At 63.7% G+C, this 14,276-nt stretch carries 15 protein-coding genes; 6 read left to right on the forward strand and 9 right to left on the reverse strand.

Annotated elements, in window-relative coordinates:
- Positions 1-58 precede the first annotated feature (58 nt).
- Entirely contained in the window at positions 59-1,180 is a 1,122-nt protein-coding gene (gene aroC, locus LB533_RS05480) for a chorismate synthase (protein ID WP_140638649.1), read from the reverse strand.
- A gap of 182 nt (positions 1,181-1,362) precedes the next feature.
- On the opposite strand from aroC, the gene LB533_RS05485 reads away from it, so the two are divergent.
- Positions 1,363-1,623: a DUF1344 domain-containing protein gene (locus LB533_RS05485; protein ID WP_140551058.1), complete on the forward strand. Its 261-nt coding sequence runs from the start codon at positions 1,363-1,365 to the stop codon at positions 1,621-1,623.
- Positions 1,624-1,728: 105 nt separating this feature from the next.
- On the opposite strand, the gene LB533_RS05490 is transcribed toward LB533_RS05485, so the two are convergent.
- The 4 genes from LB533_RS05490 to LB533_RS05505 form a co-directional block, all read right to left on the reverse strand.
- Positions 1,729-2,316 (reverse strand): histidine phosphatase family protein, encoded by a 588-nt coding sequence (locus LB533_RS05490; protein WP_224676835.1) that lies wholly within the window; start codon positions 2,314-2,316, stop codon positions 1,729-1,731.
- A gap of 52 nt (positions 2,317-2,368) precedes the next feature.
- Positions 2,369-3,187 carry an enoyl-ACP reductase FabI gene (gene fabI / locus LB533_RS05495; RefSeq protein ID WP_140498045.1) on the reverse strand — a complete coding sequence of 273 codons (819 nt, stop codon included), beginning with the start codon at positions 3,185-3,187 and terminating at the stop codon, positions 2,369-2,371.
- Between the two features lie 106 nt (positions 3,188-3,293).
- Positions 3,294-4,241, reverse strand: a complete 948-nt coding sequence (locus LB533_RS05500) for a DnaJ C-terminal domain-containing protein (RefSeq protein ID WP_224676836.1) — start codon at positions 4,239-4,241, stop codon at positions 3,294-3,296.
- Positions 4,242-4,340: 99 nt separating this feature from the next.
- Positions 4,341-4,799: an RT0821/Lpp0805 family surface protein gene (locus tag LB533_RS05505; protein ID WP_224676837.1), complete on the reverse strand. Its 459-nt coding sequence runs from the start codon at positions 4,797-4,799 to the stop codon at positions 4,341-4,343.
- A 40-nt stretch (positions 4,800-4,839) separates the two neighbouring features.
- Between LB533_RS05505 and pdxH the strand changes: the two genes are divergently transcribed.
- Complete coding sequence (gene pdxH, locus LB533_RS05510; protein ID WP_224676838.1) at positions 4,840-5,457, forward strand: pyridoxamine 5'-phosphate oxidase; 618 nt, start codon at positions 4,840-4,842, stop codon at positions 5,455-5,457.
- Between the two features lie 7 nt (positions 5,458-5,464).
- Here pdxH and LB533_RS05515 read toward each other — a convergent pair whose 3' ends face one another.
- Positions 5,465-6,217, reverse strand: coding sequence for a crotonase/enoyl-CoA hydratase family protein (locus LB533_RS05515; RefSeq protein ID WP_224676839.1), 753 nt, complete (start codon positions 6,215-6,217; stop codon positions 5,465-5,467).
- A gap of 19 nt (positions 6,218-6,236) precedes the next feature.
- On the reverse strand, positions 6,237-8,006 hold the full coding sequence (locus LB533_RS05520) for an acyl-CoA dehydrogenase (protein ID WP_224676840.1): 1,770 nt from the start codon (positions 8,004-8,006) through the stop codon (positions 6,237-6,239).
- A 224-nt stretch (positions 8,007-8,230) separates the two neighbouring features.
- On the opposite strand from LB533_RS05520, the gene LB533_RS05525 reads away from it, so the two are divergent.
- Both LB533_RS05525 and LB533_RS05530 read left to right on the forward strand, forming a co-directional pair.
- The gene (locus LB533_RS05525) at positions 8,231-8,467 is read left to right on the forward strand and encodes a hypothetical protein (protein ID WP_140638642.1); all 237 of its coding nucleotides are present in this window, start codon (positions 8,231-8,233) and stop codon (positions 8,465-8,467) included.
- A gap of 317 nt (positions 8,468-8,784) precedes the next feature.
- Positions 8,785-9,900 carry a glycoside hydrolase family 25 protein gene (locus tag LB533_RS05530; RefSeq protein WP_224676984.1) on the forward strand — a complete coding sequence of 372 codons (1,116 nt, stop codon included), beginning with the start codon at positions 8,785-8,787 and terminating at the stop codon, positions 9,898-9,900.
- A 24-nt stretch (positions 9,901-9,924) separates the two neighbouring features.
- On the opposite strand, the gene purD is transcribed toward LB533_RS05530, so the two are convergent.
- Positions 9,925-11,208 carry a phosphoribosylamine--glycine ligase gene (gene purD, locus LB533_RS05535; protein ID WP_224676841.1) on the reverse strand — a complete coding sequence of 428 codons (1,284 nt, stop codon included), beginning with the start codon at positions 11,206-11,208 and terminating at the stop codon, positions 9,925-9,927.
- 158 nt (positions 11,209-11,366) lie between these two features.
- Positions 11,367-12,188 carry a phytanoyl-CoA dioxygenase family protein gene (locus tag LB533_RS05540; protein WP_224676842.1) on the reverse strand — a complete coding sequence of 274 codons (822 nt, stop codon included), beginning with the start codon at positions 12,186-12,188 and terminating at the stop codon, positions 11,367-11,369.
- 88 nt (positions 12,189-12,276) lie between these two features.
- Between LB533_RS05540 and LB533_RS05545 the strand changes: the two genes are divergently transcribed.
- Positions 12,277-13,188, forward strand: a complete 912-nt coding sequence (locus LB533_RS05545) for a LysR family transcriptional regulator (RefSeq protein ID WP_224676843.1) — start codon at positions 12,277-12,279, stop codon at positions 13,186-13,188.
- Between the two features lie 68 nt (positions 13,189-13,256).
- A complete protein-coding gene (gene ubiA, locus LB533_RS05550) occupies positions 13,257-14,240 on the forward strand; it encodes a 4-hydroxybenzoate octaprenyltransferase (RefSeq protein ID WP_224676985.1) in 984 nt (327 codons plus the stop codon).
- Positions 14,241-14,276: the final 36 nt, after the last annotated feature.

Below are 14,276 nucleotides of genomic sequence, written 5' to 3' on the forward strand. Positions count from 1 at the left end.
GTAGGGGAAAGGAAAAATTGCTCGTCTCGCGGGCAGCTTAACATACTGCCATACTGCCCTACTGCCCTACTGCCCTACTGCCTTCCTTACCTGTCTGTCCTCGGTGCCGCAGATAATGGTCGGCGATGGCGCAGGCAACCATCGCCTCGCCGATCGGTACGGCGCGAATGCCCACACAGGGGTCATGACGGCCCTTGGTCATCACTTCGACGTCGTTGCCGTCCTTGTCGATCGACTTCCGTGGCGTCAGGATGGAGGAAGTCGGCTTGACGGCGAAGCGGGCGATGATCGCCTGGCCGGTCGAGATGCCGCCAAGGATGCCGCCGGCATTGTTGGACAGGAACACCGGCTGGCCGTCATTGCCGATGCGCATCTCGTCGGCATTCTGTTCGCCGGTGATACGGGCGGCCTCGAAGCCGTTGCCGATCTCGACGCCCTTGACGGCGTTGATCGACATCAGGCCTGACGCGATATCCTGGTCGAGCTTTGCGTAGATCGGCGCGCCGAGGCCGGCCGGAACGCCGTCGGCGACGATCTCGATCACGGCGCCGACGGAGGAACCCGCCTTGCGGATGCCGTCGAGATATCGGGTAAAGACCGGAACGGACGCCGGATCAGGCGTGAAGAACGGATTATCCGCGTCGCCGATGAAATTCCAGTTCCAGTTGGCGCGGTCGATCGACTTCTCGCCCATCGATACCAGCGCCCCGCGCACGACCATGCCCGGCACGACCTTGCGGGCAAGGGCTCCGGCCGCGACCCGAGCCGCTGTCTCGCGCGCCGAGGATCGGCCGCCGCCGCGATAGTCGCGCACACCGTATTTGACGTCATAGGTGTAGTCCGCATGGCCCGGCCGGTACTGGCGGGCGATCTCGCCATAGTCCTTCGAGCGCTGGTCGACATTTTCGATCAGCATGGAGATCGGCGTACCTGTCGAGATCATCGTCTCGCCGTCATCGTCAAGGATAAAGCCCGACAGCACCTTCACTTCGTCAGGTTCACGGCGCTGCGTGACGAAGCGCGACTGGCCGGGCCGGCGCTTGTCGAGTTCAGCCTGGATTTCGTCACGCGTGAAGCGGATGCCGGGTGGGCAGCCGTCGACCACGCAGCCCAATGCGGCTCCATGGCTTTCGCCCCAAGTGGTGACGCGGAAAAGATGGCCGAACGTGTTGTGAGACATCGCAAAGTGCCTTGCCCGGCATCGGAGCCGACTGAAGCCTGCCTTCTATTGGCGTTTTCCACAGGGGTCAAACCGTGATCTTCGGATTTAGTTTTGACACATTCGATTGGTTTCTGCTCTGTTCCATTCGCCGTTGAGGATCCGCCGCTACCCATGCCGGCGCAATACCAAAGAGGACGATGATGCGTACCCTGATTGGCGCTGTTGCCGCCACATTCCTGCTTTGCACCGCCGCTTTCGCCGGGCAGACCGAAGGCCTGATCAAGAAGATCGACAAGGACGCGCTGACCCTGACGCTGGACGACGGCAAATCCTACAAGCTGAACGCGGAAACCGATCTCGACGCGCTGAAGCCCGGCATGGATATCGTCATCGCGTATGACGTGACCAATGGCGAAAACGTCGTGACCGATATGCAGTTGCCGGACAGCGACTCCAACTAGGCTTCCAATGCAAATCGGCTGTTCGGCGTTTGTTGAGCCGTTACAGCCGTTTTATGCACCTGCAACCGGCAGTCTGCATGAGCCTTCCTGGATCGTGCCGGGAGCCTAAAGCCACCCCAGGCGGTCGCCTTCCAGCTTGAGCACGCGGTCCTGCGGTATCGCCAGCTTCGCCGCATCGTCCTCGGCCATGTCAAGCACGAAGCGAAACAAGGTGCGCATGACGCCGCCATGCGTCACGCAGACCGTCTGGCGCTCGAGCGCGTCGAACCACGGCTTTACCCGTTCGAGCAGCATCTGGTAGCTCTCGGCATCTTTGCCCGGCGGCTGAAAGTTCCATTTGTCCAGCGCACGCGTCCTGCTCGCACCCGGAAATTGCGTCTCCAACTCGGCAAAGGTGAAACCCTGCCAGTCGCCGAAATTCACTTCAACAAGGCGGGGATCGGTCCCATAGGCAGCGGGGTCGAGCTTCATGGCGGCGCGAATGCGCTCCATGGTCTCGCGCGTGCGCCGCATCGGGCTGGCGACGAAATCGAACTCTGCCGGATTGGAGATCAGGTCAGCCAGCCGATGCCCGTTTGCGCTCGCCTGCTCGCGGCCGAGCGCGTTGATGTCGGTATCGGCCTGCCCCTGAAGCCGGAATTCGGCATTCCACGCGGTCTGGCCGTGGCGCACGATATAAACCAGCGGGTACATCAGGTCTTCCGGAGGTCGGGCCTGGGCCTGGGCGGAGGATAGGCGGAGGGAGTTAATCCTTGACCGTCGAAATATCGGGTGCGTCAACCGCCTTCATGCCGACGACGTGATAGCCGGAATCGACATGATGCACTTCGCCGGTGACGCCGCGCGACAGGTCGGACAGGAAATAGACGCCGGAATCGCCGACCTCTTCCTGGGTGACCGTCTGCTTCAGCGGCGAATTGTATTCGTTCCACTTCAGGATGTAGCGGAAGTCACCGATGCCGGAAGCGGCCAGCGTCTTGATCGGGCCCGCCGAGATCGCGTTGACGCGGATCTTCTTGGCCCCGAGATCGACGGCGAGGTAACGCACGCTGGCCTCGAGTGCGGCCTTGGCTACGCCCATGACGTTGTAATGCGGCATCACCTTTTCGGCGCCGTAATAGGTCAGCGTCAAAAGCGAACCGCCATCGGTCATCAGCGCCTCGGCGCGCTTGGCGATGGTGGTGAAGGAATAGACCGAAATGTCCATCGTGCGCAGGAAATTATCGCGCGTCGTCTCGACATAGCGGCCGGTCAGTTCGTCCTTGTCGGAAAAAGCGATGGCATGGACGAGGAAGTCGAGCTTGCCCCAGTGATTGGCGACATTGGCGAAAACCTCGTCGAGGCTCGCCGGATCAGTCACATCGCAATGGCCGGCGACAAAGGCGCCGAGTTCCGCAGCCAGTGGCTCGACCCGCTTCTTGAACGCTTCGCCCTGATAGGTCAGCGCGATCTCGGCGCCGTGGTCGACACACGCCTTAGCGATGCCATAGGCGATCGACCTGTTGTTGGCGACGCCGAGGATCAGGCCGCGTTTGCCGGCCATCAGGCCCTGTCCACCCGCCATATGCGTGCTCTCCGCAAGATTTCTTATTTGTGGAGAGCCCTATCGCACAGGCACAGAGCCCCTTCAAGCGCTCAAACAGGACAGTTCGGGGGACAAGAGCCGCCAATCAGCCTTTTTGGCTGCGCAACAGCCCTTCGAGCGCGCTGTCGCCGCCTTCCGGCAGCATGATGCGCACATGGGCGTAGAGATCACCGTGGCCGCCGGCCTTTTCCGGAAGGCCCCTGCCCTTCAGGCGCAGGACCTTGTCCGAGCTCGACCAGGCGGGAACGTTGACCGCGAGCTTGCCAGTCGGCGTTTCGACGGCCACCTTGGCGCCAAGCACGGCATCGGCCAGCTCCACCGGCAAATCGGCATGCAGGTCGCGGCCGTCTAGGCGGTAGCGCGGATGCCGGCGGAAGCGGATCTTGACCAAGGCATCGCCGGGCTGGCCCGGCCCCTGCTCGCCCTGCCCCTTCAGCCGTATGGTCTGCCCGTCCTCGACATAGGCCGGCAGCTTGACCGCCACCTTGCGGCCGTCGGGGAACATCGCCGTGACCTTTTCAGCGTTCGCCGCTTCCTCGATGGTGATGTCGAGCGTGACATTAATGTCGGCGGCGGTTGCCGGCTGGCGGCGGTCACCCATTCCTGCCCCGCTTTGGCCGGGGCCGCGCGAGCCGGAGAAGACGTCGCCAAAAATCTGGCTGAAGATATCGCTGTTGCCGTCGAACGGATCGCCGCCCGGGCGTCCGGAGCGGAACTCGAATCGCGAACCGCCGGCCCCCTGCTGCTGGCGGCGAAAACCGGCGAAGGGGTCACCGCCACCGGGGGCGCCCTCGAAGCCCTGGAAACGCGGCTTGCCGTCGGCGTCGATCTCGCCGCGATCGAAAGCGGCGCGGGTCTTCTCGTCGCCGACGATTTCATAGGCCTGATTGGCCGCGGCAAAACGGTCCTTCGCCTTGGGATCATTCGGATTCTGGTCCGGATGATGCTTCTTGGCGAGTTTGCGGTACGCCGATTTTATGTCCTTGGCCGATGCGTTCTTTGCAACGCCCAGCACCTCATAAGGGTCGCGCATGCTTCCTGCCCTGGAGAAAGAGTGAGTCCATAGTCGCCTTTTATATGCGCTCGCATAGGAAGAAATTCCAGTGCTGGACGTTATTTCAAAGGTGGAAGATCAAAGCGTCCTGAAGTCCTGCATGCGCCAGCCGCCGCTGGCCAGGCAAAGTTCGCCCGCGAACATGGCAACGCCGTCAAAGCTTTCGCGCGAAGCCTTGAAGCGGCGGCAGGTCTGGCCCCCGTCCTTCAATTCCGCCAGTTCGGTGATGGAGCCGCGCGAACCCGTACCGGCATTGGCCCACGGCACGGCCTGACCGCCGAGCTGCTCGATGTCGGCGGAGGACACCGCGTTGCCGATCGTCGTCTGGTCGGAATCGCGGTCCGAATCGGCCGGCGGGGCCGGCGCCGAAATGCTGCCGGTCAGGATCGAGCGATCGACCTCGGCTTTTTGCAGGCTGAAGCCGCCCGCGCCACATGCGGCAAGCGGCAAGGCAATCATCACGATCGCGGCTTTGGCGCTGGCTGAAGCAAATAGGCTGCCTTGCCTGCTGTCAAAAGCTTGCGCGATACGCAACAATCGGCAACCTCCCCTGCTTGGTGAAAATTTGAGAAAAACTATGAGTGACACTGAGTTAACAAGCGGTGACTTTACCGAGGCCGCAGAGCCGTTTCGCCTTTTTGCCGCATGGCTGGACGACGCCACCAAAAGCGAAATGAACGACCCCAACGGCGTGGCGCTGGCAACCGTCGATGCCGAGGGCATGCCGGATGTGCGGATGGTGCTGCTCAAGGGCTTCGATGAGAGCGGCTTTGTGTTCTACACGAATTTCGAAAGCGCCAAGGGCCGGGAGATCCTGGGCAGCATGAAGGCGGCGATGTGCTTCCACTGGAAATCGCTGCGCCGCCAGGTGCGCGTGCGCGGGCCGGTGGAGATCGTCAGCGATGCCGAAGCCGACGCCTATTATGCAACACGGCCGCGCGGCAGCCGCATCGGCGCCTGGGCCTCGAAACAGTCGCGGCCGCTGGAAAGCCGGTTCGCGCTGGAGAAGGCGGTGGCCGAATACACGGCCCGCTACGCCATCGGCGAGATTCCGCGCCCAGAACACTGGTCGGGTTTCCGCATCGTGCCGAAGACGATCGAGTTCTGGCACGACAGGCCGTTCCGGCTGCATGACCGGATGGTATTTTCGCGCAATGCCGGAGGCGGCTGGGACAAGACGCGGCTTTATCCCTGAAGAGGACTCAGCTCTTCTTTCTGGTCATGAATGCCGTCAGCGCGGCGCGTGCCTCATCCGATTTCAGCCGCTCGCGAAAATGCTCGCTTTCCTCGCCGATGCGAGCGACGAGGTGCTCGCGCGGCCCGCGCATCAGGTCGCGCGCGATCCTGAGCGCCTGCGGCGGCTTGGCCGCGATCTGGCCGGCGGCCGCCAGAACCGACGCCTCCAGCGCTCCTTCCTCGACCACTTCGTAGATCAGGCCGGCGGCCTTGGCGCGTTCGGCCGAGAAGCCTTCGCCAAGGCCGAGCAGCGCGAACGCGCCCTGCTGGCCCAGGATGCGCGGCGCCAGCAGGCTCGATCCTGCTTCGGGCACAAGGCCAAGGTCGACGAAAGGTGTCCTGAACACGGTGCGCGGCGTGGCGAAAGTCAGGTCGCAGTGCAAATTGAGCGTGGTGCCGATGCCGACCGCGATGCCGTCGACACCGGAGACGATGGGTTTTTCGACCCTGGCCAGCGCCATCAGGAAATCCCAGACTTCCGTGCCGCCTTCGCCGCCCGTGGCGACGATCATGAAGTCGGCGAGGTCGTTGCCGGAGGAGAAGGCCCCGGGCACGCCGAGAAAGACATGGACGCGGACTGCCGGATCCGCATCCCCTTCGGCCAAGGTTTGCGACATCCTGGAGTACATGGCGCGCGTCAGCGCGTTCTTCTTGTCCGGGCGGTTCATGCGGATGATCTGGATGGCGCCCTGGCGCTCGACGAGGATATGGTCTGTCACGGTTCTTTCCTTGTGAACGTCAAGCGGAAATCAATGTCTTGCCGGCAGCGGCGAGGCTTGCGGCGCCGTCGACAACGCGCCCCTTCAAGGCACTTGTCTCGCCGAGCAGGTTTTCGGCGAAAAAGCGGCAAAGGGCGACGCGGCCCTGATCGGCAAGGGCGCCCCGCGCCAGGTAGGCGCCGCCGGCGGCAAGCGAGATGAGCCTGAGATAGGGTGTCGCGCCGGCAAGCGCCTCGTCCGTCCGGCCATCGGCCAACAGTTTTTGCAGGAAACGCGTCGCTTGCGTCAGATCGTCGAGCCCGCGGTCGAGAGCATCGGCGGTGCGGCCAAACCCTTCGAGATTCGATGTCCGCACGGCACTGGCGACAGCGGCAAGCTCGGCGATGAAGCCGTGCACATGCTCACCGCCGCCGAGCGGCAGTTTTCGGGCCACCAGATCGATCGCCTGGATGCCGTTGGTGCCCTCGTAGATCGGCGCGATGCGGGCGTCGCGGTAGAGGGCCGCAGCCCCCGTCTCCTCGATGAAACCCATGCCGCCATGGACCTGGACGCCGAGCGAGGCGACCTCGACGCCGATATCGGTCGAAAAGGCCTTGGCAAGCGGCGTCAGCAGGTTGGCCCGATCGCGCCAATGCGCCGCCTGATCACCATCCGAAACCCGCGCCATGTCGATAGCATGAGCACAGGAATAGCTGATCGCCCGCGCGATCTGCGTCAGCGCCTTCATGGTCAGGAGATTGCGCTGCACATCGGGGTGATGGACGATCGGCGCCATGCCGGCACCGGCATAGTCCGCCGCCTTGCCCTGGCGGCGCTCATTGGCATAGGCAATCGCCTTCTGGGTCGCTGCTTCCGCGACCGCCACGCCCTGCATGCCGACGGCGAGGCGGGCATTGTTCATCATGGTGAACATGCAGGCCAGCCCCTTGTTCTCCTCGCCGATCAGCCAGCCGATGCCGCCGGGCTTGGCGTCCTGAAAACCGTCGCCATAGATCATGGTGCAGGTCGGCGAGGCATGGATGCCGAGCTTGTGCTCGAGGCCCGAACAGAAGACGTCGTTGCGCGCGCCAAGCGAGCCGTCCGCGCCGACCAGGAATTTCGGCACCAGGAACAGCGAGATGCCCCGCGTACCCGTCGGCGCATCGGGCAGCCGCGCCAGTACCAGATGGATGATGTTGTCGGTGAGATCATGCTCGCCATAGGTGATGAATATCTTCTGGCCGAAGATGCGGTAGGTGCCGTCGCCGGCCGGTTCGGCGCGCGTGCGCAAGGCAGCGAGGTCCGAGCCGGCCTGCGGCTCGGTCAGGTTCATCGTGCCCATCCACTCGCCGGAGACGAGCTTCGCGAGATATTTGGCCTTGAGCTCTTCCGAAGCGTGCTTGTCGAGCGCCTCGACCGCACCCATGGTCAGCGTCGGGCCGATGCCGAAAGCCATGGCGGCGGAGTTCCACATTTCGAGCGCGGCGACGCCAAGCATGGTCGGCAGCGCCTGGCCGCCATATTCTTCGGGGCCGGAGAGCGCGTTCCAGCCGCCGTCGATCCAGCGGCGATAAAGTTCCTTCCAGCCCGGCGGCATGGTCACTGCCGCGTCCTTCAGCACCGCGCCGTGCTCGTCGCCGATCTTGTAGAGCGGCGCGACCTCTTCGCTGGCGAAGCGGCCGGCCTCGCTAAGAACGGCGTCGACGAGATCCTCGCCGAGATCGCCGAACGTGCCGTCATCGAGGGCGGGCTTCAGGCCGGCCACATGCTTGAGGGTGAACGCGATGTCTTCGACCGGTGCCCGATACATGCCGCTCGCTCCTCCTGATGCATGGGTCCGGCTGATCCCAGGACCTGATTGGGACCTGCTTCCCACACCGTATTCGCCTTTGGGCGACCGCCCATCTTCTTTTTACGTAAACGTCAAATTTTGTCACGCTGATTTTGCAATCGCGCCGGCTCGTATTAAATGCGATGGACGCCGGGTCAAAATCGACCGGAGACAGACAGAACCAGCCGACTGGAAACCAACTCATGCTCGCCAGACCTGACGCCTACCGTTGTATCGAGTGCGGCCTGCCCTACCGGGCGGCGGGGTTCTCGTACTATCACGGTGAATTGGAAAACGGCGCCGCCTATTGGTCGGATCGCGGCATATTGTGCTCGCCGAAATGCTCGCTCGCCCATCATCGCAAACGCACGGCCGAAGGCACGTTGCAACAGGGCCCGGCGCCGGATCCGTTTGAATTCCGGCCGTTCATCCGGCGGTGAGCGCTGGACCCTGCATTGACGAGGCTGCCGCCATCCGTCTTTCCATCGGGGATCGGATCGCCTTGGCGGAAGCGATTGTGAATCCACCGAAAGCAAATGGAACGTTGCGCGCACCGTCAACGCTTACAAACGGTCTGTGGTGGAATCTTCGATAATCTCACGCTTAGCGGCTGTTCCCTGAAGGCCACTTCGGTCCGCGACCTCCCGAAGTAAATCCTTAACCATAGCGGTCCAGGATTTGCCTTCGATCAACGGGGATTCCCTGTTTGAAAAGAACGGCGCATCTTCTTCGCCGCCCAGCGATCGCTCTCGCGGCGATGATGGCGCTGACACCGGCGGCAAGGGCCTCGGATTTCTCCGAGCCGTGGAAAAGTGCCGACCGGGCGCTTGTCGTCGATGCCTACGAATACAATTCCATCGACTGGGCGCAGCTTGCCACGGACAAGCGCGTCGTCGGCTTCATCAACAAAGCCTCCGACGGCATGTCGCCGCCCTATTCCTGCTCCGGAGACGATACCGAGGTCAAACTCTGCAAGGCGCTGTGGAAACGCCATGCGGTGACGCGCGAACTGTTCCAGACGCGCAAGGTGGTCGCCAAGGCGCTCGGCCTGAAATGGGGCGCCTATCATCTCGCCCGCCCCGGCAATCCGATCGAGCAGGCCAATAATTTCCTCGATTTCGCCGATCCCGCGCCGGACGACCTCATGGCCCTCGACATCGAAGGCATCGATCCCGCGCAATGGATGTCGCTCGACGACGCCGAGGCGTTCGTGCGCCAGGTGCATCGGCGCATCGGCCGCTTCCCGGTACTCTACACCAATGGCAAGACCGCCCAGCATATCGCCGACAACAGCTACAAATACCGGCTGTTGTCGCGGCTGCCGCTCTGGTACGCGCGCTACAAGCCTGACATCGACGTGCATTTTCCCATCGGCAACTGGCAAGGCTATGCGCTCTGGCAGTTTTCGGCGCAGGCCAATTGCGGCCGCTTTCGGTGCCCCTACAGGGTAGCCGGCACGCCCGACGACATCGACGTCAACGTCGCGCCGACAGATGCCGCCACGCTGCGCCAGCAATGGCCGTTCGGCGGACTGATCGACGTGCCGGCGGATTATCTCGCCAGCGTACCGGTGCCGCTCTCGCGCGAAGCAGCTTTGGCCGGCAAGACCACCCTCATCTACGCCGATGTGGCGACGCCGCCGAGTTTCGGGGAAATGGTCGCGGTGCTTGGTTCACGCTGGTCGAAATTCCGCGACGGGTTCCGCATGCCTGTCGTGAAGACGGTGCCGCGGCGGCCGATCTTCGGCATCGTCCAATATGTCGCCTGGAAGCGCACCGGGCAGCGCACCCCAGCGCAACTCGACGCCGCCTTCGCCGCGGCGGCGGATCCGGTGAGCACCGCTTCCACCGAACTCGACCGGGGCAAACGCTGAAAGTGCGCGACCGGATGCTTGCGGTCAGCTTGCTCCTGCCGTTTCGCGCTCCACGGCCTGCCAGCCAATGTCGCGGCGGCAGAAGCCCTGCGGCCAGTCGATACGGTCGAGCGCGGCATAGGCCTTCTTCTGCGCCTCGCCGACAGTCGCACCGACCGCGGTGACGTTCAGGACGCGACCGCCGTTGGCGACCAGCGCACCGCCATTGATGGCGGTGCCGGCATGGAAAATCTGGGCGCCCTCGCTGGCAGCCTCGTCGAGCCCGCGAATGACCGAGCCTTTTTCGGGTGTGCCGGGATAGCCCCTCGCGGCCATGACGACGGTGAGTGCCGCCTCGTCGCTCCAGCGCGCCGACATGTGCGCGAGCTGGCCATCGACGACGGCATTGAGCAGCACCAGCAGGTCGTCCTTTAGCCGCATCATCAGCACCTGGCATTCGGGGTCGCCGAAGCGGGTGTTGTATTCGATCAGCTTCGGCCCTTCGTCCGTTATCATCAGCCCGGTGAAGAGAATGCCGGCGAACGGCGCACCCGCTGCGGCCATGCCGCGCATGGTCGGCTCGACGATCTCGCGCATGGTGCGCTCCACCATCTGCGGCGTCATCACCGGGGCCGGCGAGTAGGCGCCCATGCCGCCGGTGTTGGGGCCGACATCACCGTCGCCGACGCGCTTGTGGTCCTGCGCGGTGCCGAAGGGCAGTGCGGTGGTGCCGTCGCACAGGCAGAAGAAGCTGGCCTCCTCGCCGGTCAGAAACTCCTCGACCACCACCTCCGCGCCGGCCGTGCCGAAAGAGCCGTCGAAACAGGCGTCGAGCGCGGCCAGCGCCTCATCCATCGTCATTGCGACCGTGACGCCCTTGCCCGCCGCAAGGCCGTCGGCCTTGATGACGATCGGCGTGCCCATCTTCTCGACATAGGCCTTGGCCGATGCCAGGTCTGAGAAACGGCCATAGGCGGCGGTGGGGATATCGTATCTGGCGCAAAGATCCTTGGTGAAGCCCTTCGATCCTTCGAGCCGCGCCGCCGCGCGCGACGGGCCAAAGACGCGGATGCCCCAGCCACGCAGATCGTCCGATATGCCGGCCACCAGCGGCCCTTCCGGCCCGACCACGACGAGGTCGATCTCTCTGTCCTTGCAGAAGGCGGCGACAGCGGAATGATCGGCGATGTCCAGCTTGACCAGCTCCGCCTCGCGGCCGATGCCAGGATTGCCGGGCGCAGCATAGAGCTTGGTCAGCAACGGCGACGCGGCGATCTTCCAGGCGAGCGCATGTTCGCGGCCGCCGGAGCCGAGAAGAAGGACGTTCATGGCCACCTCTTGATGCCTGTAATCTTCCAGAGAACCCGCTATTGCTCTCTGGACGACGGGTCAAGGCATCCGGGCGCTTTGATCGGAATTGCGCACGGGAACGTTACCCCTGCCCGAAAATCGGCGGCGGAGACCGTCGCCGATTTCTGGAAAGCGCTTCAGCTCTGGAAGACGATCGGGAACCAGTCCTCGCGAAGCTTCTGCCCCGGCTGCATGCCATGGCCATGATAGGGCGGCGAGGTGCGCCCCGGCCGTTCGACATAGTGGGCGTCGTCGCCGACCCAGCGCAGCGAGAGCGCCCGCCGCCGCGCCGCGGTCAGGTTGCCGCGTGCGCCATGCGCGGTCCTGAAATCGAACAGGATGGCATCGCCCGGCTCCATTTCCCATTCGAGCACCTCCAGCGAGGGGTCCTTGTCTGGATCCGGCACCGGCAGGTAGTCACCCTCGTCGGCATAGAAATTGCTGTCGTCGAGCCAGCGCACCGGCAGGATCATCTTGTCCCATTTGTGCGAGCCGGCAATCAGCCGCAGCGTTGCTTCCTTTACAGGGTCGATAGGGATCCAGAAGCTCACCGTCTGCCGGCCGTCGACGAAATAATAGGGGATGTCCTGATGCCAGGGCGTCGGCTTCTGCGTACCCGGTTCCTTGACCAGGACATGATCGTGGAAGAACTGCGCCGTGCGCGACCGCATCACCGCGGCCGCCAATTCAGCCGCCGGCGATTCGCGCACCAGCTTGGCGAATTCTGGAATGCGTTCCCAGTTACAGTAGTCGTCGAAGAAGCTGCCTCGCCCATTGGCGATATCCGACGCGGTGGCGCTGCGGTTTTGCATGTTGCGCTCAATGCCGGCGGCAATCGTTTCGACCCAGCCCTTGAAAGCGCCGCGGATGCAGACAGCGCCGTCGCGCTGATAATTCTCAATCGTCTGCGCATCGATCAAACCTGTGTCGATCGCGCGAAGCGCAGTCTGGGAAGCCATGGCGTTCTCCTTTCAGGGATCGCCACTATCGCAAGCCTCTTTCATTCAGTAAAATAATAACTTCTCATCCAACATATAGTTCTACCCTATGAGCCTGACCCTCACGCAATTGCGCTATCTGGTTGCCGTCACCCGCCACGGCAGCGTTACCGGCGCGGCCAGGGCGCTGAACATTTCACAGCCGTCCATTTCGGTGGCGATAGACGCTGTCGAACAGGATCTCGGCCAGAAACTCTTCGTGCGCCAGCGCGGAAGCGGCGTTACCCTGACCTCCTTCGGCCGCGCCGTGGTGGCCAAGGCAAAACAGGTTCTCGCCGAAACGGACGAACTCATCGGTCTCGGCTCGCGCAAGTCGGCGCTCGGCGGCGAACTGGTGCTCGGATGCTTCGAAGATCTGGCGCCTTATTTCGCGCCGGCCCTGATCCGTGCCTTCTCGGAACGCCATCCGAAGGTTGCGGTGATCGTGCGCGACGAGACCTTCGAGACGCTCGGGCGGCGCCTCGGCGATGCCGCCGTCGACCTCGGGCTCACCTATGATCTCGGCCTGCCTTCGCATTTCGCCCGCATCCTGCTGCATGAACTCAGGCCGCATGCGCTTTTGCCGGCCGGACACGCGCTGGCGGATCGTCCCGATGTCAGCCTGGCCGATCTGGCCGCCTACCCGCTGATCACGACGGACCAGCCGCATAGCTGGCAGCACATGCTCGACCTCTTCCGCAGCCGTGGCCTGTCGCCGGTCGCTGACAGGCAGACAAGCTCGTTCGAACTCCAGCGCAGCATGGTGGCCAATGGCTTCGGCGTCGCCGTCAGCTATACGAGGCCGCATGGCGATCGCAGCTATGACGGCTTGCCTCTCGTCTGCAAGCCGCTTTCCGATCCGCTGCCCATGCAGCGCATCATCCTCAGCCATGACACGCATCAGCGCACGCCCAATGCCGTGCTGGCCTTCATCGACGCGGCAAAGGGCTGGTTCTCCACCCGCGACATCTTCGCCTCCTGAAGCGCTGACGAATGCCACTGCCCCGCTCGCCGCTTGACGGTTTGCGCGGCGGCTGCCACTCCATCGTCATGGAAACGGTTCAGTCGAAAGCAGCCCAGGGCCGCGTCGCCGACGCGCCGAACGGCCATTGGGTCTATCGCGTGCTGCCGCGGCCAATTTGGCCCTATGCACAGCTCGCTAGATGGGACAGGCCGATCGGCTGGCAGTTGCTTTTGTGGCCGTGCTGGTGGTCCGCGGCTCTCGCGGCCAGTGCCTATCCCCGCCCGGGCGATCCGCTTCTTTCGCTGCTGCCGGCACCCTTGTATCTCGTGCTGTTCCTGGCCGGCGCCATCGCCATGCGCGGCGCCGGCTGCACCTACAACGACCTGGCTGACGAAGACATCGACAATCAGGTCGAGCGCACGCGCTCGCGGCCGCTCCCGTCGGGCAAGGTCACGCGGCGCGGGGCGTGGCTGTTTGTCATCCTGCAGGCACTGGTCGGACTTGCCGTGCTCTTGCAGTTCAACAGCTTCGCCATCCTGCTCGGCGTCTGCTCGCTGGTCATCGTCGCCATCTATCCATTCATGAAACGGATCACCAACTGGCCGCAACTGGTTCTCGGCCTTGCCTTTTCCTGGGGTGCTCTGATGGGATGGGCGGTTGAGTTCGGCGACATCGACGGACCGGCCATCATGCTCTATGTCGGCTCGATCCTGTGGGTGATCGGCTACGACACGATCTATGCGCACCAGGACAAGGAAGACGACGCCATCGTGGGCGTACGCTCGACCGCGCGCCTGTTCGGCGACAACACCAAGTCGTGGCTGGCCGGGCTTTACGGCGGCGCGCTTGTCTGTTTCGCCATCGCCTTCGCGTCGGCGCAGGCTCCCGTCGTGGCGCTGGCCGGACTGATCGCCGCCGGCGCCCACATGGCGCGGCAGATCCTGGTGCTGGATATCGACAATCCGGATCAATGCCTGCGGCTGTTCAGGTCGAACAACCAGGTCGGCTGGCTGATCTTCCTCGGCCTCATCGGCGGCGCGCTGTGGGTGGCGCTCAAGCCACTGGTGTAGTTTTCCCTTCTCCCCGTTTACGGAGAGAAGGTGGCG

Origin of the sequence: Mesorhizobium sp. BR1-1-13 (assembly GCF_020165515.1) — a bacterium.
In the GTDB taxonomy this organism is placed as follows: domain Bacteria; phylum Pseudomonadota; class Alphaproteobacteria; order Rhizobiales; family Rhizobiaceae; genus Mesorhizobium.

Bases quoted from the DNA above. Each gene is read 5' to 3' on its own strand.
- aroC (WP_140638649.1), bottom strand. From the start codon at position 1,180: ATGTCTCACAACACGTTCGGCCATCTTTTCCGCGTCACCACTTGGGGC.
- LB533_RS05485 (WP_140551058.1), top strand. From the start codon at position 1,363: ATGCGTACCCTGATTGGCGCTGTTGCCGCCACATTCCTGCTTTGCACC.
- LB533_RS05490 (WP_224676835.1), bottom strand. From the start codon at position 2,316: ATGTACCCGCTGGTTTATATCGTGCGCCACGGCCAGACCGCGTGGAAT.
- fabI (WP_140498045.1), bottom strand. From the start codon at position 3,187: ATGGCGGGTGGACAGGGCCTGATGGCCGGCAAACGCGGCCTGATCCTC.
- LB533_RS05500 (WP_224676836.1), bottom strand. From the start codon at position 4,241: ATGCGCGACCCTTATGAGGTGCTGGGCGTTGCAAAGAACGCATCGGCC.
- pdxH (WP_224676838.1), top strand. From the start codon at position 4,840: ATGAGTGACACTGAGTTAACAAGCGGTGACTTTACCGAGGCCGCAGAG.
- LB533_RS05520 (WP_224676840.1), bottom strand. From the start codon at position 8,006: ATGTATCGGGCACCGGTCGAAGACATCGCGTTCACCCTCAAGCATGTG.
- LB533_RS05525 (WP_140638642.1), top strand. From the start codon at position 8,231: ATGCTCGCCAGACCTGACGCCTACCGTTGTATCGAGTGCGGCCTGCCC.
- LB533_RS05530 (WP_224676984.1), top strand. From the start codon at position 8,785: ATGATGGCGCTGACACCGGCGGCAAGGGCCTCGGATTTCTCCGAGCCG.
- purD (WP_224676841.1), bottom strand. From the start codon at position 11,208: ATGAACGTCCTTCTTCTCGGCTCCGGCGGCCGCGAACATGCGCTCGCC.
- LB533_RS05540 (WP_224676842.1), bottom strand. From the start codon at position 12,188: ATGGCTTCCCAGACTGCGCTTCGCGCGATCGACACAGGTTTGATCGAT.
- LB533_RS05545 (WP_224676843.1), top strand. From the start codon at position 12,277: ATGAGCCTGACCCTCACGCAATTGCGCTATCTGGTTGCCGTCACCCGC.
- ubiA (WP_224676985.1), top strand. From the start codon at position 13,257: ATGGAAACGGTTCAGTCGAAAGCAGCCCAGGGCCGCGTCGCCGACGCG.